We start from the raw sequence: 20,206 nt of genomic DNA on the forward strand, positions 1-20,206 counted from the left end.
AAAGCCGTGTGAAGCCGGAATCAGCGTTTTTTCGATAGCGCGCTGATGGCGCGGCTGAGCCCGTCGAGCGTCAGCGGATACATGCGCTCCTCGCCGACGATATCGCGAATGATGCGGATCGACTGGCGGTACTCCCACAGCCGCTCGGGCTCGGGGTTGAGCCAGGCCGCCGAGGGGTAGGTTTCGAGCAGGCGGCGCAGCCAGTCCGCGCCGGGCTCCTCGTTCATGTACTCAATGGCACCGCCGGGCTGGACGATTTCATACGGGCTCATGGTCGCGTCGCCGACAAAGATCAGTTTGTAATCTGGCCCGTAGGTGTGGATCACGTCCATGGTCGGCGTCCGCTCCGAGTGCCGGCGGTGGCCGTCGCGCCACACGTAGTCGTACACGCAATTGTGGAAGTAGAAATACTCCAGGTGCTTGAACTCGGTCCGGCTGGCGGAGAACAGTTCTTCGCAGACCTTGATGTGGTCGTCCATCGAGCCGCCAACATCGAAAAACATCAGCACTTTTACTGCGTTGTGGCGTTCCGGCCGCATGTGCAGATCCAGCCAGCCGGCGTTGCGGGCGGTGGCGGAGATGGTTTTGTCGAGGTCCAGCTCTTCGACGGCACCCTCGCGGGCAAAGCGTCGCAAGCGGCGCAGTGCGACCTTGATGTTGCGGGTGCCGATCTCGACGCTGTCGTCGAGATTGCGAAACTCGCGCTTCTCCCACACCTTGACGGCCGTGCGATGGCCCGCTGATTCGCCGCCAACGCGAATGCCTTCGGGGTGGTAGCCGTTGTTGCCGAAAGGTGAGGTGCCGCCGGTGCCCACCCACTTGCTGCCGCCCTGGTGGCGTCCCTTTTGCTCTTCGAGGCGCTTGCGGAATTCGTCCATCAAACTGTCCCAGCCGAGTTTTTCGAGGGCCGCTTTTTCTGCGGCGCTCAGATGCTTGGTCGCCAGCGCCTTGAGCCAGTCTTCTGGCAGGTCGACATTGAGACCGGGGATTTCAGTGACACCCGAAAAATAGCTGCCGAAGGCTTTGTCGAAGCGATCGTAGTGGCTCTCGTCCTTGACCAGACAGGTGCGTGAGAACACATAAAAATCGTCGATCGAGTGTCCGCACACACGCTGCGACAGGCCTTCGAGCAAGGTCAGGAACTCCTTGGTGGAGACCGGGAGCTTGTGCTGCCGAAGATGAAGGAAAAACGGGATCAACACGGTGGTGCGCTTCCAGCGGTTTGGCGAGTCATGATGCCGCCCACGACGTCGGCCGTCGAGTGATCAGCGTGCGCGGATTTCGACCAGTTCAAAAATGTCTTCTTCAATTTCGGCGTTGCTTGCGGCCTTGGTTGTGCGCACCATTTTGACATAGCGTTTGGCTTCGGGCGCGTACCACACATCGAAGTGAACCGTTGTCGGTTCAATATCGCGCATGGCGGAGCCGCCGGTCGCCAAGCGGGTGCTCCACACTTCGATGCGAACGGTGTCGAAGCTGCCCGCCGGCACACGTACGCGCTCACGGCCATCGACTTTTGCCACTGTGTTCCAGTCGCCCCAGCGGCCTTCGAGTTTTGGTGTGCTGATGCTGCGCCAGCGCCCGGAATTGGTGGGCGGGTCAAATGCGCCCATCCAGGGGCTGAACTCCCAGCCGATGTCGCCCCAGTCGACCAGTGTCGCTTGCGTACCGGGTGAGCGCCGAAGCACGGCGCGGGCGGGCTTGGGGGCCAGGACGCTCATGTTTTCGTACACCGTGTTGCCGTCCACCCGGTCCGTGGTGAATTGGAGCGTGCGTGCCGGGCTGGTAGGCCACTTGCCGCGGGTGCGGTAGATCCAGGTCTCGCCGGGCTGGGGGTGGGCAGAGACGACCGGCGCCGGCGGCGGTGGTGTCGGGGTCGCGAGGACTTTCTGACGCGTGCTGCCGCCGGGGCCGGTTGCGGTGAGTGTCAGCGTGGCGGGTGCGGACAGTGGCACCTTGATGCAGTTGCGGGCGGTGCTGGGGAGGTCGCCCGGGCGCGGCGTCAGGCGTAGCTGTGTACTGTTCTCGACCCGATAGCAGATGGTGGCGCCATCGGATTCGGCGCGGGCGTCGAGGCTGAGAATGCGCGGTGCGGCGGGCGCGGGGGGCGGTTGGGGCGCCGGAGCAGGCGCGGGTGTCGGCACAGCCACCGGGGCTGACGGTGTGGGCGCAGGCGGCGCCTCTGCCTCGCCGGACAGTTGCCATTGCAGTGGTTCGCCCTCAAGTTGACTGACATGCAGCGCCGCCAGATAGTTGCCGGCTTGAGCGGGAGAGAAGGCCACGGTGTAGCTGCAGCTCCCACCGGCGCGCAGTGAGTCACCACAGGTGTCGACGATGATCCGGAAGCTGCCGTGCGCGTTGTCAGTCAGGGTGCTCTTCAGCGCGGCGGGCGCCTGACCGGTGTTTCGGAGCTTCAGTTCGAGCGTCGCGGTTTTTCCGAGCGCGATGGCGTCGAACCGGGCCTCTTTGTGCTCGGCAACCAGATGTGCCACGGGGGGCGGGGCTTCGGCGGCGGGGGCATTGCGAGCGGGGGCTTCGGCCGCAGGGGGCGCAGAGGCTGGCGTGGCAGGTGGGTGCGGGGTGCCGCGATTGAGCCAGAGCCACGCGCCGACGGCCGCGACGATCAGGGCGGCGAGGGCGCCCCAGCGGCCCCAGTGCTTGGCCGGCGAGGTGGGCGTGGCAGCGGGGGGGGCAGGAATGATGGGCGGTGGGGCGGCGGGTTCGGGGTCCGCCGACGGGGCGGGCGTGGGCGCATCGTTTGCGCCAAGAATCTTTTCGAGCGTGCGGATGAGTTCGCCGGAGGTCGCGTCCCATTGTTTGTGATTGAGCTCAACGGCCTGCCGACGCACCAGGGGGCGGAGGTCTTCGGGCAGCGCCTCGTAGGCCGGCATGGGCGCGCGGTCGAGCAGGACCGGTACAACACGGATGTCGCGCGCCAGCGCGGCACGGGTTTCGAGGCGGATGAAATCGTGCGGGTCGTCGAGCCGCCGTCGGCCGTTGGCGTCGGTGGTCGACAACCATTCATCGCCGATCAGGACTATCAGGACGCGGCAGGACGCAACGGCGTTTTCGATCGCGTCGACGAAGTCCGTGCCAGGCTCAATGCCTTCCACGTCCATGAACACCCGGCCCGCGCCAAAGTGGCCAGCCAGCCGGTCATAGAGGCGGCCGGCGTAGCCGGCCGAATCGTCCCGACGATAGCTTATGAAGATGCCATCCACACTCGCAGCCCTCATGCCTTCGTACTGCAAGCATAGCAGTGGCGCGCTGCCGGTGTGGCGCCGATTAGTCTTCTTCGGCTTCGATGCTGGCGCGCTGGCGCGCCATGTAGGCGCGGTGCAGCCCGGCGATGCAGAGTAGGAAGCCGACGAGCGTGACCAGCCCGAGCAGCATGCCGGCGCTACCGGAGATGATCAGCGGCGGGGGCGTGGGTTGGCTGGCGGCCACATAAATGCCGAAGCCGAAAACCATGAGAATGGGCATCACGGCGGTGCCGATCGCGAAGAGAATGACTTTCATACGGTGTCTCGATAGTGCACAGAAATGGCGTGGGTTAGCGGTTGCGCTTCGCCATGTAGGCGAGGCGTTCGAAGAGGTGGACGTCTTGCTCGTTTTTGAGCAGGGCGCCGTGCAGGGGCGGCAGCACGGATTGGTCGTCGCGGCTATGCAGGGCTTCGGGCGGGAGGTCTTCGGCCATGAGCAGCTTGAGCCAGTCAATCAGCTCGGAGGTGGAGGGCTTCTTCTTGAGGCCGGGAATGCTGCGCAGGCCGAAGAACACCTCCATGGCTTCCTTGAGCAGCGCCGGCTTGATGCCGGGGTAGTGGACGTCGACGATGCGCTGCATGGTGTCGGCGTCGGGAAACTGGATGTAGTGAAAGAAACAGCGACGCAAGAAGGCGTCGGGCAGCTCTTTTTCGTTGTTGGAGGTAATGACGACGATCGGGCGGCGCTTGGCGGCGATGGTCTGCCGTGTTTCATAGACATGGAATTCCATGCGATCGAGCTCACGCAGCAGATCGTTGGGGAACTCGATGTCGGCCTTGTCGATCTCGTCGATCAGCACCACGCAAGGCGTGTCCTGCTCAAAAGCCTGCCACAGCACGCCCTTGACGATGTAGTTGGCGATGTCCTTGACCTTGTCGTCGCCCAGTTGCGAATCGCGCAGGCGTGAGACGGCGTCGTATTCGTATAGACCGTGCTGCGCCTTGGTGGTCGACTTGATGTGCCATTGCAGCAAGGGCAGGCCGAGCGCGGCGGCCACTTCCTCGGCCAGCATGGTCTTGCCGGTGCCGGGTTCGCCCTTGATGAGGAGCGGGCGCTGCAGCGTGATGGCCGCGTTCACTGCCAGTTTCAGGTCGTCTGTGGCGACATAGCTGTCGCTGCCTTCGAATCGCATGGCGTGTCCTGCCGGTTTGGGATCGTCAAAGCGCTGATTATATGCGCCGCACCAGAGCTTGTCAGAATCGAACGAGTGTTTGATTATTTGCTCGCCGAAGACTAAGTTGCTCATGTGCTGGCACCGCGGGGGCCGCCGGTGCGCTCATCAAAAAATAACGACAAGGAGACATTTTATGATCGAAATTCGTCACGTTGGCGCGGCGCTGGTGTTGTCGGCAGCTTGCACCATGGCGAACGCCGGGTGGTCGTCGCTAGTGGTGATTGGCGACAGCCTCTCGGACAACGGCAATGTATCGGCGTTGACCGGCGGTGCGCTTCCACCCCCACCGTATGTGGGCGGCCGGTTCAGCAATGGCCCGGTGGCGGCAGAGTACATGGCCGCCTCGCTGGGGATTGGTTTGCAGGACTTCGCTCACGGCGGCGCCAAGACGGGCGTGGATCTCGTCGGCAATGACAGTTATCTGTGGAGCCTCGGCCTGAACGGCACCGGCATGGGCGCTCAGGTGGGGATGTTCGCGGCGAGTCTCGGCGGCGCAGCGGCGGACGCCAATGCGCTGTACATGGTGTGGGGCGGGCCGAATGATTTCTTTGAGCCGACCATGACACCGGCCATGTCGGCGGCGAATATCGGGTCAGTGATTTCGGGCTTGTATGGCTTGGGGGCACGCAGTTTCTTTGTGCCGAACATGCCGGATCTTGGCCGTACGCCGGAGTTCCTCGGCACGGCGCTGGCCGGCACCATGACCGGGGCGACCCTGGCGTTCAACGCGCTGCTTGACGCCGAGGTCATGAGCCTGGGCCTGGCCTTGCCTGACGCCAGCTTCATTCAGTTCGATACCTTCAATTTTTTCTCTGAGGTGCTGGCGCGGCCCGGGGACTTCGGCATGACGAATGTTACTGGTGCGTGTATCGACAGTTTGGCGTGTCTGACCTCGCCGACGGAGCAAATGACGACCTTGTTCTGGGACGGCGTGCACCCAACGACGACCGCCCATGGACTGCTGGGGCTGGCCTTTGTGCGATCGGTGCCCGAGCCGTCAACGGCGTGGCTGGTGTTTGGCGTGTTAGGCATGTTGGGCTGGGTGCGCGGGCGCAGAAACGCCTGAGCAATGGTGTCGCCGCGTGCGGATCTCGGGCGCGGCGACTCCAGTTTTGCCGGGGTGATGCGGGAAGTTTTTGATTTTTCGTGAGTTTTTGTGCGCCGCAGCGAAACGAGAATGGTTTGCATCGGGCCGAAGCCTGCCCGTAGAATCAGTCCGTCGTTTCCGCACACCCCCCAACCCAACAGAGGAGTCTCCATGAAGGGACGACGTCTCATTATTGCGACTGCCATGGTCGCTGCCTGTGTCCCCGCATGGGCTGTAGAAGGTAACGCCGACGCCGCAAAAGACAAAATATCCATGTGCGTCGGATGTCACGGTATCCCCGGATACCGGACAGCATTTCCCTCGGTGTACCACGTGCCCAAGCTGGGCGGTCAGCATCCGGCCTATATTGTTCAGGCGCTTCAGGCCTACCAGCGCGGGGATCGAGACCATCCGTCCATGCAGGCCATTGCGGCCAGTCTGAGTGAGCAGGACATGGCCGATCTGGCTGCGTATTACGGAGGGGCGAAATGAAGACCAAACGATTGCTGATCGCGGGCTGTCTGGCGGCCTTCATCATGCCGATGTCGGCGCTGGCCGGCAATGTGGCCGCTGGCAAGGAAAAGTCCACGGTGTGTGCGGCCTGTCATGGGCAGACCGGGCAGAGCGTGTCGCCCGATTTTCCCAACTTGGGCGGTCAGCACGCGGACTATTTGTTCCGTGCGATGCTCGACTACAAGGCCGGGCATCGCAAGAACCCGATCATGGCAGCGCAGGTTGAGAGCCTGAGTCGGGAGGACATGGCCGATCTTGCCGCCTACTTTGCCGCGCAGTCGGGGCTCTCGGTCAAACGCTGAAGCCTGCCTCGATCGACACGCCGGTGCTTGCCGTCACGCGAGGCCGGCGCGTTTGCGTACGGCCTCGACATAGGCCGCGCCGTCGGGCGGTTGCCGGTCGCGCTGGGCTTTCCAGATCACTTCACCGAGACATTCGAGCACCTCGTGCAAGGCGTCGTGCCGATCGCCCTTGCGCAGTTGCAGTTGCGCGAAGGCCGGCTTGAGTCCGGGTGGCTGGTTGATCGAGAGCTGCTCCTCGATGGCCAGATGCAGTGACAGGTGCAAAAACGGATTCACCTGGCCGTCTTCCGGCGAGAAGTCATGATCGATGGCGTCCGGATCTTCCAGCAAGGGCTGGTATTCCGGGTGCAGTTGGACAATATCGACCACCATGGATTCGAGCGGCGTGAGGATGTTGCCATCGCGTTGCTTGCGCCAGGCCTCGATGAAGAACTGGCGGGCTTGGTCGCGGCTGGGATCAAACATGGTCTGGGCTTCCGGGTGGCGGGAGATCGGTCTTGTCGCGTGAGTTGCACAGGTCGCGCACCAGGCAGCGGTCGCAGGCCGGCTTGCGTGCGGTGCACACATAGCGGCCGTGCAAAATCAGCCAGTGGTGGGCATCGAGCAAATAGGGCTTGGGCACACGCCGCAACAGCGCAGCTTCGACCGCGTCGACATCTTTGCCGGCGGCCAGACCTGTGCGGTTGGCGAGCCGGAAAATGTGGGTGTCGACGGCCATGGTTGGCTGACGAAAGATGGTGTTCAGCACCACGTTGGCGGTCTTGCGGCCGACGCCGGGTAGGGCGGTTAGCGCGTCGCGATCGGCGGGCACCTCGCCACCATGGCGCTCCAGCAGCAGGTAGGACAGGGCGACGACGTTCTTGGCCTTGTTGCGGAACAGGCCAATGGTCTTGATGTGCTCAGTGACGCCCGCCTCACCCAAAGTAATCATGGCCTCGGGTGTCGGCGCCTCTGCAAACAGTTTGCGGGTGGCAATATTCACCCCCTTGTCGGTGGCTTGTGCCGACAGGACGACAGCCACCAGCAACTGATAGGGCGAGGCGTATTCGAGCTCGGTTTCCGGATTCGGGTTGGCCGCCTGGAATCGCGCGAACATCTCGGCGATGGCAGCCTTGCTCATCGGGCGGGCCATGCCAGGCTCAGCTCTCCGGTACGGCGTCGGCAGGCAGGTCAGGCTTTGCCGGCGCGGCGTGTTTGCGCGCGGTGGCGCGGCTGTTGATCCAGTTGAAGGCGGCGATCAGGCAGCCGAGCGCAAAGAAGGCGCCGGGCGGCAGGATGGCAATCAGGAAACCGGGATAGTCCGCGCCCAGCACCTTGATGGCCGATGCGCCTTCGATGATCAGGTCGATGCCGCCAAACAGCGTGCCGGCGCCGATCAGCTCGCGCATGGTGCCAAGCACCGCCAGCACCAGCAGCAGGCCAACACCTTGAGCGATGCCATCAAAGGTAGAAATCAGCGGATCGTTCTTGGCGGCAAAGGCTTCGATACGTGCGAGCACGATGCAGTTGGTGACGATCAGCGGAATGAAGATGCCGAGCACCAGATACATTTCGTGCAGATAGGCGTTGAACAGTAGATCAACCACGGTCACCAGCGAGGCGATGATCAGGATGAACACCGGGATGCGGATCTCGTAGGGGATGAAGTTGCGCAAGGTGGCGACCGACAGGTTGGCCAGCGCCATCACCACAATGGTCGCAATGCCAAGGCTGACCGCGTTGACCATGGTGGTGCTCACCGCGAGGATGGGGCACAGGCCGAGCAGTTGAACCAGGCCGGGGTTCTGCTTCCACAGGCCATTGATCCAGGTGTCTTTGCTGAAGGCGCTCATGGCTTCGCTCCTGCAGTGACGGCGGCGGTGATTCGCTCGCCGGTTTTTGCGTCGAACAGGCGGTGCTGGTTGGCATCGGCATACGCCAGTGCGCGGGCGGTAGCGGCCACGACGGCACGGGCGCTGATGGTGGCGCCGGCACGGGCGTCGAATTCGCCGCCGTCCTTGCGTACCTTCCAGCGTGCCTTATCCCCGCCATCGAGGGCGCGGCCGACGAACTGGTCGATCCAGGGCTGTGTTTTGTTCTGATCCTTGCGCGGATCGATATAGTCCCCCAGACCCGGTGTTTCTTTGTGGGCGGTGGCGCGCACGCCGGTCAGGCGGCCATCGGCGTCAACCGCCACCACCAGGTCGATGCTGCCACCGTAGCCGTCGGGCGCGCGGGCTTCGACGATCAGCGCGACCGGCTCACCGTTTTTGCGGGCGCGATAGACCACACTGCCTTCTTCAACGCCAAGTGCGACGGGGGCAAGGACAGTGATGGTGTCGGTGAGCAGGCTGTTATCGTAGCGGTCGGGGGCCAGCACCTCGGCAATCAGCTTGCGCTTGACCTCGGCCACGGCGGCGTCGATGTCGGGCTTGGTGTAGCGATAGGTCAGTGCCATCGCGGCGGTGAACAGCGAGGCAAACAGCGTGAGGATCAGCGCGGTGCGGATCGAGGTGCGGGCGGCGGTGTATTCGGTGCTCATGGGCTCATTCTCCCTTGTGGCCGAATACGCGCGGTTGGGTCTTCATGTCGATGAGCGGCACGCACAGGTTCATCAGCAGCACGGCGAAGGCGATGCCGTCAGGGTAGGCGCCAAAGTTGCGGATCAGATAGGTGATCAGCGCGATGCTGGCGGCAAAAATGAGTTTGCCGCGCGGCGTGGTCGCGCCGGAGACCGGATCGGTGACGATGAAGAACGCCGCCAGGAGCGTGCCGCCACTGGCCAGATGAAACATTGGCGAAGCGTAGTGCGTCGGATTGGCCATCCAGAACAGGCCGGAGACGACGATCAGGCCGACGAGGAAGGCCGTGGGCAGATGCCAGGTGATGACGCGGCGCTGGATCAGGAACAGGCCACCGGCCAGGTAACCGAGCCCGATCCACTCCCAACCGCGTCCGCCCAGCGCGCCAAAGGCACCATTGCCCAGAATGCTGTCGACGGCAGCGCCTGAGCGCAGACCGGTGCGTAGCGCATCCAGCGGCGTGGCGCCGGTGACGGCATCGAAACTGGCGCCGCCAATCAATTGCAAATGTGTGGACAGATCCATCCAGCCTGCCGCGGGCCACTGCGACATGGCCGAGGGGTAGGCGACGATCATCAGGCAGTAGGCGGCCATGGCCGGGTTGAACGGGTTCTGCCCGAGGCCGCCGTAGAGCTGCTTGACCGCCACGATGGACAGCACCGTGGCGAGGATCAGGATCCAGGCCGGCAGGATGGTCGGGAAGGTGAGCGCGATCAGCCAGGCGGTGACCACGGCCGAGAGGTCGGACACATACAGCCCGACGGGCTTCTTGCGCAATTTGAGAATCGCGGCCTCGGCACCCACGGCGCTGACGGTGGCGATGAGGATATTGACCACGATGCCGGGGCCGAATTGCCAGACGTACAGCGCAATGGCCGGGAGCAGCGCGACCAGCACCGTGAACATCACCTGCTGCACGCTGGTGGGTTTGCGAACGAAAGGTGAGGTCAGCATCAGTTCGATTCCGGCGCGTCGGCGGCAGTGTCGGTCGCGGCTTTGGCGGCACGGCGTTCATCGGCTTCGGCCACTTGGGCAGCCTGGTCGGGGGTGAGTGCGTCGGTGTTTTTGGGTTCGATGGCGGCTTTCTGGGCTTTGGCGCGTTCGAGTGCCGCGGCGATCAGGGCGCGCTTGGCATCGTCTGGGCCGGCCGGGGCATCGCTGCTTGCGGCTGCAGCCGCCGGGGCATCAGCCGAGCTTGCGGCGAGCTTGGCTTTGGTGGCGGCGGCCTTGGCGGCGAGCTTCTCGGCTTTTTCGCGTTTTTCGCGGGCCTGGCGCTCGTTGCGGAATTCAAAGCGTTCGCGCGCGGCATCGGCCGCACTCTTTTCACGCTCGCGCGCCCAGATCTCGCCCTTGGCAAACCGGTAGTAGTCGACCAACCGGATGTGCGAGGGGCACACGTAGGAGCAGCAGCCGCATTCGATGCAGTCGAAGAGGTGATATTCCTGCGCCTTGCCGAAGTTGCGGGCGCGCGAGAACCAGTACAGTTCGAAGGGTTGCAGCTCGGCCGGGCAGGCCGCGGCGCAGGCGCCGCAGCGGATGCAGTTCATTTCCGGCGGCGGCGGCGGGAACAGCGTCGGCGAGGTGGCGATCAGGCAGTTGGTGGCTTTGGTGGCCGGCACGTCGAGGCGGGGCAGCTCGAAGCCCATCATCGGGCCGCCCATCAGGATGCGGCCGGTGTCGGGCTTGGGCTGACCCAGGGCGAGCAAGGCCTCGACGGGGGTGCCGATGAGGACTTCGAAATTGCCGGGCTTTTCGACGTTGCCGGTGACCGTCATCACGCGCGAGACCAGCGGTTCGCCATGGTTGATAGCGCGATTGACCGCATACGCGGTGCCGACGTTGAAGCACTGCACGCCAAAATCGCCGCCCAGCTTGCCGTGCGGAATCTCGACGCCGGTGAGCACACGGATCAGCTGTTTTTCGCCGCCGGCCGGATAGAGCGAGGGCACGGGAATGACGGTGATGTCGCCGCTCAGACCATGGATGGCCGTGCGCAAGGCTTCGATGGCCTGCGGCTTGTTGTCTTCGACGCCGAAGACGATCTCGCGTGCACCGGTGAGGTGCTTGAGAATGAGCGCGCCGGCCACGATGCCGTCGGCGCGTTCGCGCATGAGGCGGTCGTCACAGGTGATCCAGGGCTCGCACTCGGCGCCGTTGAGGATCAGGGTTTCGATGCCGCCGTCGACGCCGGCCTTGATGTGGCTGGGAAAAGTCGCGCCGCCCAGACCGACGATGCCGTGGTCGCGCAGCCAGGCGAGGGCTTCTTTGGGGCTGGCGGACGCGTAGTCGAGCGTGGGGCGATCAATCCAGCGTTCGTCGCCGTCGGGTTCGATGACCACGCAACGTGTCTGCAAGCCGGAGGCGTGGGCCATGGCGTGGGGTGTGATCTCGACCACGGTGCCCGAGGTGGGCGCATGGACGGCGGTGCTCAGCGGGCTGTCGGGCAGGCCGATGCGCTCGCCCTTGAGCACTTTCTGACCCGGCACGACAATGCACTCGGCGGTCGCGCGCGGGCTTTGGCGCAGCGGCACGATCAGCTGTTTGGGCAGCGGCGCGATCTGGATGGGCGAGCCGGCCGAGGCGTTTTTGTGGGTCTCGGGTTTGATGCCGCCCTTGAAACGGAACAGACCGGCGATCATGCGACGTCCTTGATCTGGATGACCGGGTACTTCCATTTCCAGGTCTTCACGGTTTCTTTCAGCGGCTCCATGGTGATGCAGTCCACCGGACAGGGCGCGATGCACAGCTCGCAGCCGGTGCATTCGGCTTCGACAATGGTGTGCATCTGTTTGGCCGCGCCAACGATGGCATCGACCGGGCAGGCCTGGATGCACAGCGTGCAGCCGATGCAGGTTTGCTCGTCGATGACGGCAACCGATTTGGGCTTCTCGACGCCGTGTTCTTCGTCGAGCGGTTTGAATTCGCGGCCGAGCAGGTCGGCCAGATGTCGGATGCCTTCCTCGCCGCCCGGCGGGCACTGGTTGATGTCGGCCTCGCCGTTGGCGATGGCTTCGGCATAGGGCCGGCAGCCGGGAAAGCCGCACTGGCCGCATTGGGTTTGGGGCAGGATGGCGTCGATGTTGTCGACCAGCGGGTCGCCTTCGACCTTGAAGAAGATGGCGGCAAAGCCGAGCGCAGCGCCGAGCACCAGGGCGATGCCGGTCATGACGAGAATGGCGGTCAGCATGGCTGGGCGTGTTTGGGCACGGGCAATTGGCGGGCTGCGGTCACTGGAAGCGGTCCAGTCCGGCAAAGCCCATGAAGGCGAGGCTCATCAGGCCAGCGGTAATCATGGCGATCGCCGTGCCTTTGAAGGGGCCGGGGATGTCGGCGCCGTCGAGCCGCTCGCGGATACCGGCGAACAGCACCAGCGCCAGCGTGAAGCCGACCGAACTGCCGAAGCCGAAGAGCAGGGATTCGAACAGGTCGTGACGCAGACCCACGTTGAGCAGCGGCACGCCGAGCACCGCACAGTTGGTGGTGATCAGCGGCAGATAGATGCCGAGCACCTGATGCAGCAGCGGGCTGGTCTTGTGGATGACCAGTTCGGTGAGCTGGACGATAGCGGCAATGACGACGATGAACGACAGGGTGCGCAGATACACCAGATCGTTGGGGACCAGCAGGTAGTGGTCGATCAGCCAGCTGGTGCCGCTGCCGAGGGTGAGCACAAAGGTGGTGGCTGCGCCCATGCCAATAGCCGTCTCGAGTTTCTTGGAGACGCCCATGAAGGGGCACAGGCCAAGGATGCGCACCAGCACCACGTTGTTGACCAGAACCGCACCAAGAATCACGAAGAGATAACTGCTCATGCCAAGCCGTTCTTATTGAAGCGGTGGATTATCCCCTGAGCGGAGGTGCCGCTCAACCCCGCTGCGGTTATAGGTATATGCATTCCGATCGCGTCAGTAGTGCCGATCGGTGGCGGCGACGCAGTCGCGGATCAGGCGCGGGCCGTGGTAGATGAGGCCGCTGTAGATCTGCACCAGGGCGGCACCGGCGTCGATTTTTTCGCGCGCGTGCTCGCCATTCAGAATGCCGCCTGCACCAATGATCGGCACTTCGCCGCCGAGTTTGCCCGACAGCGCGCGGATCACGCGGGTGCTGGCGTCGCGCACCGGCCCGCCGGACAGGCCGCCGGTTTCGTCACCGTGGCGCAGGCCCTGGACGGCATCGCGGGCAATGGTGGTGTTGGTGGCGATGACCGCCTCGAAGCGGTGCTTGCGCACGGCGTCGGCGATCTGGGTGATCTGTTCGTCGTCGAGGTCGGGGGCAATCTTGAGTGCCAGCGGCACGAGTTTGCCGTGCTGGTCGGCCAGGCGCTCCTGCGCGGCCTTGAGCGGCCCGAGCAGGGCGTCGAGTTCGGTGGCGCCTTGCAGGGCGCGCAGGTTCTTGGTGTTCGGCGAGGAGATGTTGATCGTGACGTAGCTGGCCAGCGGATAGACCTTGTCGAGGCAGGCGAGGTAGTCATCGACTGCGCGCTCGATCGGCGTGTCGGCGTTTTTACCGATGTTGATGCCCAGCACGCCGCGGTATTTGGCCGCGCGTACATTGGCGATCAGGGCGTCGACGCCATGGTTGTTGAAGCCCATGCGGTTGATGATGCCTTCGACTTCCGGCAGGCGGAACAGGCGGGGCTTGGGGTTGCCCGGCTGGGGGCGCGGCGTGATGGTGCCGATTTCGAGAAAGCCGAAGCCGATGCGCGCCAGACCGTCGATGGCCTCACCGTTCTTGTCCAGCCCGGCGGCCAGGCCGACCCGGTTGGGAAAGGCGATGCCCATCACCTCGGTGGGCACGGCGGGCAGGGGCTCGGCGGGTGGCAGCAGCCGGCCGCCGAGGCGCAGGGCATTCATGCCGAGGCCGTGGGCCTGCTCGGCATCCATCGAGAAGAATACAGATCGGATCAGGTCGTAGAGCATCGGCGGATTTTACTCTACCGCCGCTGCGTTTTGTGCGCCGCGTCAGGCCAAGGTGTCGGGGCTCAGCGTCTGCCATTGCCCGCCGATGCGGCCTTCGAGCGGTTTGAAGTGTGCCTTGTAGGCCATCTTGCGGCTGTCGCGAATCCAGTAGCCCAGATAGAGATAGGGCAGATCCAGTGCCCGGCACACCTCGATCTGCCACAGCACACCCCAGGTGCCATAGCTGGCGCCGGGGATGTTGGGGTCGAAATAGGTGTAGACGCTCGACAGCCCGTCGGTCAGGCGGTCGATGATGCACACCATGCGCAGCACACCCGCGTCACGAAATTCGATCAGGCGGGTGTCGACATGGCTTTGCAGCAGAAAGTGGGCGTACTGCTCGCGGCTGTCCTGATCCATGCCGCCGCCGGCGTGGCGTTGCTCCTGGTAGCGCTTGTAGAGCGCGTAATGTTCGTCGTCAAAGCCCAGCGGGCGTTCGGTGACCGACAAACGGCCGAGCCGTGCGGCGGTGCGCCGCTGGCTGCGGTTGGCGACGAACTGATCGACCGGAATGCGCACCGGCACGCAGGCCTGACATTGATCGCAGTAGGGGCGGTAGGTGAACACGCCGCTGCGGCGAAAGCCATTGCGCACGAGCTCTGAGTAGATCGGCGTGTCGATCACATGATTGGGTGTGGCCACCTGCGAGCGGGCGCGCTCCGCGGGGAGATAGGAGCAGTCGTAGGGCCCGGTGACGTAGAACTGAATCAGCGCGTAGGGGTAGTCCTTTTGCATGGCTTACTCCGGTGTGCGGGTCCAAGTCTGCCCGGTTTCTGACTGCTTTGGCCAATGTTGCGGCTCAGGGGCCGGGCCGATCAGTTGCGACAGCGCCTGGCTGAATGCGGCGCGCGGGATTTCGACCCCGCCCATGTTGCTCAGGTGTGACGTGGTCATCTGGCAGTCAATCAGACCCACACCCCGTTGATCCAGAAATCGCGCCAGATGCGCCAGCGCGACCTTGGAGGCGTCGCTGACCCGCGAGAACATGGATTCGCCAAAAAACGCCTTGTCCAGCGCGATGCCGTACAGTCCGCCCACCAGTTCGTTATCGATGAAGCATTCGACACTGTGGGCGTAGCCCAGTTCATGCAGTCGCAGGTAGGCAGCCTGCATGTGCGCGGTGATCCAGGTGCCGTGGCCGTCGGCGCGCGGTGCGGCGCAGCCGGCCATGACTTGGGCAAAGACGGTATCAAAACGCACTTCGAAGCGATCGCTGCGCAGGGTTTTTGCGAGGGAGCGGGTGATTCGGACCTGGCTGGGCAGTAAGACCATGCGCGGGTCGGGGCTCCACCACATGATCGGCTCGCCTTCGCTGAACCACGGAAAGATGCCGCGGCGATAGGCGGCGAGCAACCAGGCGGGGGTGAGCTGACCACCTGCTGCGAGTAGACCGTTGGGCTCGGCCAGCGCGCGGGTCAGTGGCGGAAAGTCGGGTGCTTCCAGCCAGGGAATCATGGCTGGGTGGCGTGCGTCGGTGGCGGGACCGGCTCATAGAAGGTCACCACATGGTCGACATCAAGGCGAATGCCGATGCGCTCGCCGATGGCATGGTTGTGGTGGCTGGGCACCAGTGACAAGAGCTTGACGCCGTTGTCGAGCTTGAGCGTGTAGAGGATGTCGGCGCCGCGAAAGGCTTTCATCAGCACGGTGGCGGTGTCGGGGCTGGCATCGTCATGCACGATATCGTCGGGGCGCAGCAGCACATCGACCGTGGCGTTGATCGGGCACACGCCGAGCGGGCCGCAATCGAGCGGGGTGTCGCTGCGCAGCGTGCCCAGCGCGATCTCGACCCGGTCGTCGCCAATCACCCGGCCCGGCACCAGCACGCCCTGACCCACAAAATCGGCCACAAAGCGATTGATCGGCCGGTGGTAGAGGTCGTATGGCGTGGCGCGCTGCTGAATGCGGCCGCCGTGCATCAGGGCGATCACGTCGGCCACGGCAAAGGCTTCGTTCTGATCGTGAGTCACCAGAATGGCGGTGGTGCCGGTTTCCTTGAGAATCCGGCGCACTTCCAGCGAGAGGCGCTCGCGCAATTCCACGTCGAGGTTGGAGAAGGGCTCGTCCATCAGCAGCAGGCTGGGCGCCGGCGCCAGGGCCCGTGCCAGTGCAACCCGTTGCTGCTGACCGCCTGAGAGTTCGTGTGGGTAGCGCCTGGCCTGTTGGCCGAGCCCGACCAGATCGAGCAGGGCATCGACCCGCTTTCGCTGGGCGTCGGCGTTCTGTTTGCCGAGGCCGAAGGCGATGTTCTCGCTCACATCGAGATGCGGAAACAGTGCGTAGTCCTGAAACACCATGCCGATGCGCCGACGCTCGGGGGGCAGGTGGGTGTGCACACTGCTGACACATTGCCCGTCAATCAGGATCTCGCCATCGCGTACCCGCTCGAAGCCGGCAATCGCCCGCAGCACGGTGGTCTTGCCGCAACCCGACGGCCCGAGCAGGCAGCCGATCTCGCCTTCGGCCAGCGAGAAATCCAGCCGGTCGACGACCGGCTGTGTTCCGTAGGCGAGTGTGATCTGGCGAACATCGAGAAGCGTCATGGCAGAAAGTTCGGTGGTGTTGCGGGATGAGTGAATGCGATCCATTATAATTTCGTTCCTGCCCGAGGCGCGTCGGCCGTCGGGCTTTTTTCGGGAACAGGATGCATCGTCGTCTGACTCTGCTTGGCCAGTACCCCTGGTTAACGCTTGCCGCGCTAGGCATTGCGGCCTTGGCCGCGGTGCCAATTCTGGCGGTTTTTGCCAGCCTGGCCGATTTCAGTACCCTCGATACGTGGGCGCATCTGGCGTCGACGGTGCTGCCCGACTACATGCTCAACACGGTCATTTTGTGCGTTGGTGTGGGGCTCGGCGTGTCCAGCATTGGCGTGACCACCGCCTGGCTGACCGTGATGCACGACTTCCCCGGTCGCCGTTTCTTCGAGTGGGCGCTCATCTTGCCCCTGGCGGTACCGGCCTACGTGATGGCCTATGTATACACCGACTTCCTGCAGTTCGTCGGCCCCCTGCAGAGCATGCTGCGCGAGTGGTTTGGCTGGCAGTACGGCGACTACTGGTTTCCGGACGTCCGAACCGTCGGTGGCGCGGTGGGCATGTTCGCCTTTGTGTTCTATCCCTATGTTTACATGCTGGCGCGCACCGCGTTTCTCGAGCGCGCCACCGGTGCGATGGAAGCCGGACGCTCGCTCGGCCTCGGCCCGTGGGCCTGTTTTTTTCGGGTGTCCTTGCCCATGGCGCGCCCGGCCATCGTCGCCGGCACCGCGCTGGCGTTGATGGAAACCCTGGCCGACTTCGGTACGGTGTCGTATTTCGGTGTGCAGACCTTCACCACCGGCATCTACCGCGCCTGGTTCTCGCTGGGCGACCGGGCGGCGGCGGCGCAGCTATCGGCGGCGCTGCTGTCGGTCGTGGTGCTGGTGCTGGTGCTCGAACACATCAGTCGTGGTCGGGCACGCTTTAACGACACTTCGCGTCAGCAGCGCCCGCCGCTGGGGCGAAAGCTGTCGCCGCTGGCGGGGGCCATCGCCGCGACCGCGTGTTTTTTGCCCTTGTTGTTTGGCTTCCTGCTGCCGGCCGGCTTGCTGCTTGAGATGGCGCTGACCGAAGGCGATGCACATTTCGGCCCGCGCTTCTTCACGTTGGCGGGCAATAGTTTCATGCTCGCCTCGGTGACCGCGGTGCTCGGTGTGGCACTGGCGATGCTGCTGGCCTACGCCAACCGGCTGTCTCGTGGCCCGTTTACGCGCGGCCTGAACCGCCTGGTCGGGCTCGGTTATGCCGTGCCCGGGACGGTGATTGCGGTGGGGGTGCTGATCCCGGTCACGCAACTAGACAACTGGCTGGCCGGGCAGTTCAAGACGCATTTCGATCTCAGTGTCGGCTTGATGCTCACCGGTGGCATGGTGGCGCTGGTGTATGCCTACCTGACGCGCTTTCTCAGCGTGGCGCTGCATGCCGTCGACACCGGGCTGGGCAAGATCACCCCGTCCATGGATGAAGCCGCGCGCAGCCTGGGCGCGGGTGCCTGGGCCAGTTTGCGGCGGGTGCATATGCCCATGCTTAAAGGTAGCTTGCTGACGGCGGGCTTGATGGTGTTCGTGGATGTGATGAAAGAGCTGCCCGCCACGCTGGTGATGCGCCCCTTCAACCTCGATACGTTGGCAACCCAGGCCTTCAATCTGGCCTCCGACGAGCGATTGGCCGAAGCCTCGACGGCCGCGCTGACGATTGTCGCGGTCGGGCTGGTGCCCGTCATTATTCTGTCGGGTCAGATCGCGCGGCAGCGATTGCGGCGCGCCTAGGGGCAATGAAAATGGGGAGCCGAGGCTCCCCATTTTTTTACTCTCGCTGCCTTACTTGACGTCGGCGGAGGTGCGCAGTTGCAGGATGTGCTGCTCCAGCGTCTGAGCCTGCAGGCGTTGCTTGAGCTGCGGCGAGACCTGATCAAACTCGGGGGCGGCCATCTTGCGGGTGTCGTCCAGCTTGATGATGTGATAGCCGAAGTTGGTCTTGATCGGTGCGGGCGTCATCTTGCCCTTTTCGAGCTTGACCATGGCGTCCGAGAACTGGGGAACGAAGGTGGCGGGGTTGTTCCAGCCCAGATCGCCGCCCTTGTCTTTGGAGCCGGGGTCCTTCGAGTGGGCTTTGGCCAGGTCGTCGAACTTTTCGCCCTTGTTGATCTTGGCGATGATGGCGCGGGCTTCGGCTTCGTCGTCAACCAGGATGTGACGTGCGTGGTACTCGGTGTCGCCCAGACGGCCCTTGATTTCGTCATAGGCCTTGCGTACGTCGGCATCAGTGACCGGGTTCTTGGCCACGAAGTCTTGCAGGTAGGCACGAATCACGACGGCCTTGCGGGCCAGCTCGATCTGGGTGGTGACCTCGGGGGTCTTGTCCAGACCATCTTTCTGGGCAGCCTGGAACAGAATTTCGCGGCGAACCAGTTCTTCGCGCACGGCACCGCGCAGTTGTTCGTTGTCCGGCGTGCCTTTGGCGGTTTGCTCGGTGATCAGTGCGTCGGCGTGTCCCTGGGGGATGGCCGTGCCGTTGACGGTGGCGACCGGGCCGGCAGCGAGGGCGACTTGGGCAGCTGCGCCGGCAATCAGCACGACGAGCAGCTTCTTGGAAAACAGGTTCATGCAGAAATTTCCTTGTTGGCGGGAGTCAGAGTTCTTCGGGTGCGCTGGCGCGAATGGCCAGCGCGTGAATGGCACGCGGCATCAGGTCGCCCAGCGCCGAGTAGATGAGTCGGTGGCGAGCCACGGTGTTTTTACCGGTAAACGCCGCCGAGACGATGTCGACACGGTAGTGGCCGCCGCCGTCGCGGGCGCCAGCGTGGCCGGCATGTTGCGCTGATTCATCGTCGATATGCAATGACATCGGCGCGAGGGCGTCGGTGAGGCGTGTTTCGATCTGGGCCAGCGTGTTGCTCACGGCAGCACCTTCTTGAAGGGTTTGGCGGTGGTGCGCGCAAACACGCCTTCGGTGACATAGGGGTCGGCGGCCATCCAGGCTTCGGCGTCGGCCAGTGAGGCAAATTCGGCGACGATCAGGCTGCCGGAGAAACCCGCGGGGCCGGGGTCGGGCGAGTCGATGGCGGGGCAGGGGCCGGCCAGCAGCAGACGGCCTTCATCCTTGAGTGCATTGAGACGCGCGAGGTGGGCCGCACGCACGGCCAGGCGGGTGTCAAGCGTGCCCGGGGCGTCTTCGCCGATCAGGGCGTAGAACATCATTGTTGGGGTTCCTCTTCAACATGGCGGGACAGGTACATGCCCTGCCCGATGACAAACAGCAGCATTAAACCCATGCCGCCAAACAGTTTGAAATTGACCCAGGTTTCTTCGGTGAAACTGAAAGCGACATACAGGTTCAGCACGCCCATCAGGACAAAGAAGCCCGCCCAGGCGGCGTTGAGACGGCTCCAGATGCGGTCGGGCAAGCTCATTTGCGCTTCGAGAACAGATCGGATCAGATTTTTGCCAAACAGCATGGCCGATGCCAGCAGGGAGATGGCGAATAGCCAGTACACCGCGGTGGGTTTCCATTTGATGAACACCGGGTCGTGGAAGACCAGTGTGGCGCCGCCCAGCAGCGTGACCAGGCCCAGCGTCACCCACAGCATGGTGTCGACTTTCCGGCGACGTAGCTTGAGCCATCCGATCTGGCCGAAGGTGGCGAGAATGGTCACTGCGGTGGCGAGCAGGATGGGCGCTTGCTTGATGCCGATCTCGGTGCCGAGCATGGCAGTGGCCAAGTCGGCCGCGGCCATCTCGTTCATGCCGGCGATTTTGTAGGCCGCGAAGAACAGCAGAACGGGGAGAAGGTCAAAAAGTACTTTCATGGGCG

The 20,206-nt window shown here is 63.9% G+C and carries 24 protein-coding genes; 4 read left to right on the plus strand and 20 right to left on the minus strand.

What is annotated here, in order from left to right; all coding sequences use genetic code 11:
• Window positions 1-20: 20 nt before the first annotated feature.
• The 4 genes from FHP89_RS08335 to FHP89_RS08350 all read right to left on the minus strand — a co-directional run bounded on the left by FHP89_RS08335 (window position 21) and on the right by FHP89_RS08350 (window position 4,396).
• Window positions 21-1,202 carry a vWA domain-containing protein gene (locus FHP89_RS08335; RefSeq protein ID WP_144173058.1) on the minus strand — a complete coding sequence of 394 codons (1,182 nt, stop codon included), beginning with the start codon at window positions 1,200-1,202 and terminating at the stop codon, window positions 21-23.
• 63 nt (window positions 1,203-1,265) lie between these two features.
• Entirely contained in the window at window positions 1,266-3,236 is a 1,971-nt protein-coding gene (locus FHP89_RS21045; RefSeq protein WP_222105341.1) for a TIR domain-containing protein, read from the minus strand.
• Window positions 3,237-3,285: 49 nt separating this feature from the next.
• Window positions 3,286-3,519, minus strand: a complete 234-nt coding sequence (locus FHP89_RS08345) for a hypothetical protein (protein ID WP_144173060.1) — start codon at window positions 3,517-3,519, stop codon at window positions 3,286-3,288.
• A 34-nt stretch (window positions 3,520-3,553) separates the two neighbouring features.
• Entirely contained in the window at window positions 3,554-4,396 is an 843-nt protein-coding gene (locus FHP89_RS08350; RefSeq protein WP_144173062.1) for an AAA family ATPase, read from the minus strand.
• A 175-nt stretch (window positions 4,397-4,571) separates the two neighbouring features.
• Between FHP89_RS08350 and FHP89_RS08355 the strand changes: the two genes are divergently transcribed.
• From FHP89_RS08355 to FHP89_RS08365, 3 genes are all read left to right on the plus strand, one after another.
• Complete coding sequence (locus FHP89_RS08355; protein ID WP_186300179.1) at window positions 4,572-5,504, plus strand: SGNH/GDSL hydrolase family protein; 933 nt, start codon at window positions 4,572-4,574, stop codon at window positions 5,502-5,504.
• Window positions 5,505-5,696: 192 nt separating this feature from the next.
• Window positions 5,697-6,017, plus strand: a complete 321-nt coding sequence (locus FHP89_RS08360; protein WP_186300180.1) for a c-type cytochrome — start codon at window positions 5,697-5,699, stop codon at window positions 6,015-6,017.
• Window positions 6,014-6,340, plus strand: a complete 327-nt coding sequence (locus tag FHP89_RS08365) for a c-type cytochrome (protein WP_144173066.1) — start codon at window positions 6,014-6,016, stop codon at window positions 6,338-6,340. The genes FHP89_RS08360 and FHP89_RS08365 overlap by 4 nt, the downstream gene beginning before the upstream one ends.
• 33 nt (window positions 6,341-6,373) lie before the next feature.
• Here FHP89_RS08365 and FHP89_RS08370 read toward each other — a convergent pair whose 3' ends face one another.
• The 12 genes from FHP89_RS08370 to FHP89_RS08425 all read right to left on the minus strand — a co-directional run bounded on the left by FHP89_RS08370 (window position 6,374) and on the right by FHP89_RS08425 (window position 16,402).
• Window positions 6,374-6,805 carry a DUF1841 family protein gene (locus tag FHP89_RS08370; protein WP_144173068.1) on the minus strand — a complete coding sequence of 144 codons (432 nt, stop codon included), beginning with the start codon at window positions 6,803-6,805 and terminating at the stop codon, window positions 6,374-6,376.
• A complete protein-coding gene (nth, locus tag FHP89_RS08375; protein ID WP_144173766.1) occupies window positions 6,798-7,460 on the minus strand; it encodes an endonuclease III in 663 nt (220 codons plus the stop codon). Before nth ends, FHP89_RS08370 begins: the two co-directional genes overlap by 8 nt.
• Before the next feature lie 19 nt (window positions 7,461-7,479).
• Entirely contained in the window at window positions 7,480-8,172 is a 693-nt protein-coding gene (locus FHP89_RS08380) for an electron transport complex subunit E (RefSeq protein ID WP_144173070.1), read from the minus strand.
• On the minus strand, window positions 8,169-8,861 hold the full coding sequence (gene rsxG / locus FHP89_RS08385) for an electron transport complex subunit RsxG (RefSeq protein ID WP_144173072.1): 693 nt from the start codon (window positions 8,859-8,861) through the stop codon (window positions 8,169-8,171). Before rsxG ends, FHP89_RS08380 begins: the two co-directional genes overlap by 4 nt.
• Window positions 8,862-8,865: 4 nt before the next feature.
• The gene (locus FHP89_RS08390; protein WP_144173074.1) at window positions 8,866-9,855 is read right to left on the minus strand and encodes an RnfABCDGE type electron transport complex subunit D; all 990 of its coding nucleotides are present in this window, start codon (window positions 9,853-9,855) and stop codon (window positions 8,866-8,868) included.
• Window positions 9,855-11,540: an electron transport complex subunit RsxC gene (gene rsxC / locus FHP89_RS08395; protein ID WP_144173076.1), complete on the minus strand. Its 1,686-nt coding sequence runs from the start codon at window positions 11,538-11,540 to the stop codon at window positions 9,855-9,857. Before rsxC ends, FHP89_RS08390 begins: the two co-directional genes overlap by 1 nt.
• Window positions 11,537-12,088 (minus strand): electron transport complex subunit RsxB, encoded by a 552-nt coding sequence (rsxB, locus tag FHP89_RS08400; RefSeq protein ID WP_144173078.1) that lies wholly within the window; start codon window positions 12,086-12,088, stop codon window positions 11,537-11,539. Before rsxB ends, rsxC begins: the two co-directional genes overlap by 4 nt.
• A 40-nt stretch (window positions 12,089-12,128) precedes the next feature.
• Window positions 12,129-12,713, minus strand: a complete 585-nt coding sequence (gene rsxA, locus FHP89_RS08405) for an electron transport complex subunit RsxA (RefSeq protein ID WP_144173080.1) — start codon at window positions 12,711-12,713, stop codon at window positions 12,129-12,131.
• Between the two features lie 93 nt (window positions 12,714-12,806).
• Complete coding sequence (locus FHP89_RS08410; RefSeq protein ID WP_144173082.1) at window positions 12,807-13,820, minus strand: quinone-dependent dihydroorotate dehydrogenase; 1,014 nt, start codon at window positions 13,818-13,820, stop codon at window positions 12,807-12,809.
• A gap of 42 nt (window positions 13,821-13,862) precedes the next feature.
• Entirely contained in the window at window positions 13,863-14,594 is a 732-nt protein-coding gene (locus FHP89_RS08415) for an arginyltransferase (protein WP_144173084.1), read from the minus strand.
• A 3-nt stretch (window positions 14,595-14,597) separates the two neighbouring features.
• On the minus strand, window positions 14,598-15,314 hold the full coding sequence (gene aat / locus FHP89_RS08420) for a leucyl/phenylalanyl-tRNA--protein transferase (RefSeq protein WP_144173087.1): 717 nt from the start codon (window positions 15,312-15,314) through the stop codon (window positions 14,598-14,600).
• Window positions 15,311-16,402, minus strand: coding sequence for an ABC transporter ATP-binding protein (locus tag FHP89_RS08425; protein ID WP_144173768.1), 1,092 nt, complete (start codon window positions 16,400-16,402; stop codon window positions 15,311-15,313). Before FHP89_RS08425 ends, aat begins: the two co-directional genes overlap by 4 nt.
• A 101-nt stretch (window positions 16,403-16,503) precedes the next feature.
• Here FHP89_RS08425 and FHP89_RS08430 point away from each other — a divergent pair, with 101 nt between their 5' ends.
• Window positions 16,504-18,162 (plus strand): ABC transporter permease, encoded by a 1,659-nt coding sequence (locus FHP89_RS08430; RefSeq protein ID WP_144173089.1) that lies wholly within the window; start codon window positions 16,504-16,506, stop codon window positions 18,160-18,162.
• Window positions 18,163-18,213: 51 nt separating this feature from the next.
• Here FHP89_RS08430 and FHP89_RS08435 read toward each other — a convergent pair whose 3' ends face one another.
• The 4 genes from FHP89_RS08435 to FHP89_RS08450 are packed head-to-tail and all read right to left on the minus strand — an operon-like array spanning window position 18,214 to window position 20,201.
• Window positions 18,214-18,999 carry a peptidylprolyl isomerase gene (locus tag FHP89_RS08435; RefSeq protein WP_144173091.1) on the minus strand — a complete coding sequence of 262 codons (786 nt, stop codon included), beginning with the start codon at window positions 18,997-18,999 and terminating at the stop codon, window positions 18,214-18,216.
• Between the two features lie 25 nt (window positions 19,000-19,024).
• On the minus strand, window positions 19,025-19,294 hold the full coding sequence (locus FHP89_RS08440; RefSeq protein ID WP_144173093.1) for a BolA family protein: 270 nt from the start codon (window positions 19,292-19,294) through the stop codon (window positions 19,025-19,027).
• Window positions 19,291-19,590, minus strand: a complete 300-nt coding sequence (locus FHP89_RS08445) for a YciI family protein (protein WP_144173771.1) — start codon at window positions 19,588-19,590, stop codon at window positions 19,291-19,293. Before FHP89_RS08445 ends, FHP89_RS08440 begins: the two co-directional genes overlap by 4 nt.
• Entirely contained in the window at window positions 19,590-20,201 is a 612-nt protein-coding gene (locus FHP89_RS08450; protein WP_144173095.1) for a septation protein A, read from the minus strand. Before FHP89_RS08450 ends, FHP89_RS08445 begins: the two co-directional genes overlap by 1 nt.
• Window positions 20,202-20,206 lie beyond the last annotated feature (5 nt).

This window comes from Denitromonas ohlonensis, assembly GCF_007625205.1.
In the GTDB taxonomy this organism is placed as follows: domain Bacteria; phylum Pseudomonadota; class Gammaproteobacteria; order Burkholderiales; family Rhodocyclaceae; genus Nitrogeniibacter; species Nitrogeniibacter ohlonensis.

Coding starts and splice junctions, on each gene's coding strand:
- FHP89_RS21045 (WP_222105341.1), bottom strand. CDS start 3,236: ATGAGGGCTGCGAGTGTGGATGGCATCTTCATAAGCTATCGTCGGGAC.
- FHP89_RS08345 (WP_144173060.1), bottom strand. CDS start 3,519: ATGAAAGTCATTCTCTTCGCGATCGGCACCGCCGTGATGCCCATTCTC.
- FHP89_RS08350 (WP_144173062.1), bottom strand. CDS start 4,396: ATGCGATTCGAAGGCAGCGACAGCTATGTCGCCACAGACGACCTGAAA.
- FHP89_RS08355 (WP_186300179.1), top strand. CDS start 4,572: ATGATCGAAATTCGTCACGTTGGCGCGGCGCTGGTGTTGTCGGCAGCT.
- FHP89_RS08360 (WP_186300180.1), top strand. CDS start 5,697: ATGAAGGGACGACGTCTCATTATTGCGACTGCCATGGTCGCTGCCTGT.
- FHP89_RS08365 (WP_144173066.1), top strand. CDS start 6,014: ATGAAGACCAAACGATTGCTGATCGCGGGCTGTCTGGCGGCCTTCATC.
- FHP89_RS08370 (WP_144173068.1), bottom strand. CDS start 6,805: ATGTTTGATCCCAGCCGCGACCAAGCCCGCCAGTTCTTCATCGAGGCC.
- nth (WP_144173766.1), bottom strand. CDS start 7,460: ATGAGCAAGGCTGCCATCGCCGAGATGTTCGCGCGATTCCAGGCGGCC.
- FHP89_RS08380 (WP_144173070.1), bottom strand. CDS start 8,172: ATGAGCGCCTTCAGCAAAGACACCTGGATCAATGGCCTGTGGAAGCAG.
- rsxG (WP_144173072.1), bottom strand. CDS start 8,861: ATGAGCACCGAATACACCGCCGCCCGCACCTCGATCCGCACCGCGCTG.
- FHP89_RS08390 (WP_144173074.1), bottom strand. CDS start 9,855: ATGCTGACCTCACCTTTCGTTCGCAAACCCACCAGCGTGCAGCAGGTG.
- rsxC (WP_144173076.1), bottom strand. CDS start 11,540: ATGATCGCCGGTCTGTTCCGTTTCAAGGGCGGCATCAAACCCGAGACC.
- rsxB (WP_144173078.1), bottom strand. CDS start 12,088: ATGCTGACCGCCATTCTCGTCATGACCGGCATCGCCCTGGTGCTCGGC.
- rsxA (WP_144173080.1), bottom strand. CDS start 12,713: ATGAGCAGTTATCTCTTCGTGATTCTTGGTGCGGTTCTGGTCAACAAC.
- FHP89_RS08410 (WP_144173082.1), bottom strand. CDS start 13,820: ATGCTCTACGACCTGATCCGATCTGTATTCTTCTCGATGGATGCCGAG.
- FHP89_RS08415 (WP_144173084.1), bottom strand. CDS start 14,594: ATGCAAAAGGACTACCCCTACGCGCTGATTCAGTTCTACGTCACCGGG.
- aat (WP_144173087.1), bottom strand. CDS start 15,314: ATGATTCCCTGGCTGGAAGCACCCGACTTTCCGCCACTGACCCGCGCG.
- FHP89_RS08425 (WP_144173768.1), bottom strand. CDS start 16,402: ATGACGCTTCTCGATGTTCGCCAGATCACACTCGCCTACGGAACACAG.
- FHP89_RS08430 (WP_144173089.1), top strand. CDS start 16,504: ATGCATCGTCGTCTGACTCTGCTTGGCCAGTACCCCTGGTTAACGCTT.
- FHP89_RS08435 (WP_144173091.1), bottom strand. CDS start 18,999: ATGAACCTGTTTTCCAAGAAGCTGCTCGTCGTGCTGATTGCCGGCGCA.
- FHP89_RS08445 (WP_144173771.1), bottom strand. CDS start 19,590: ATGTTCTACGCCCTGATCGGCGAAGACGCCCCGGGCACGCTTGACACC.
- FHP89_RS08450 (WP_144173095.1), bottom strand. CDS start 20,201: ATGAAAGTACTTTTTGACCTTCTCCCCGTTCTGCTGTTCTTCGCGGCC.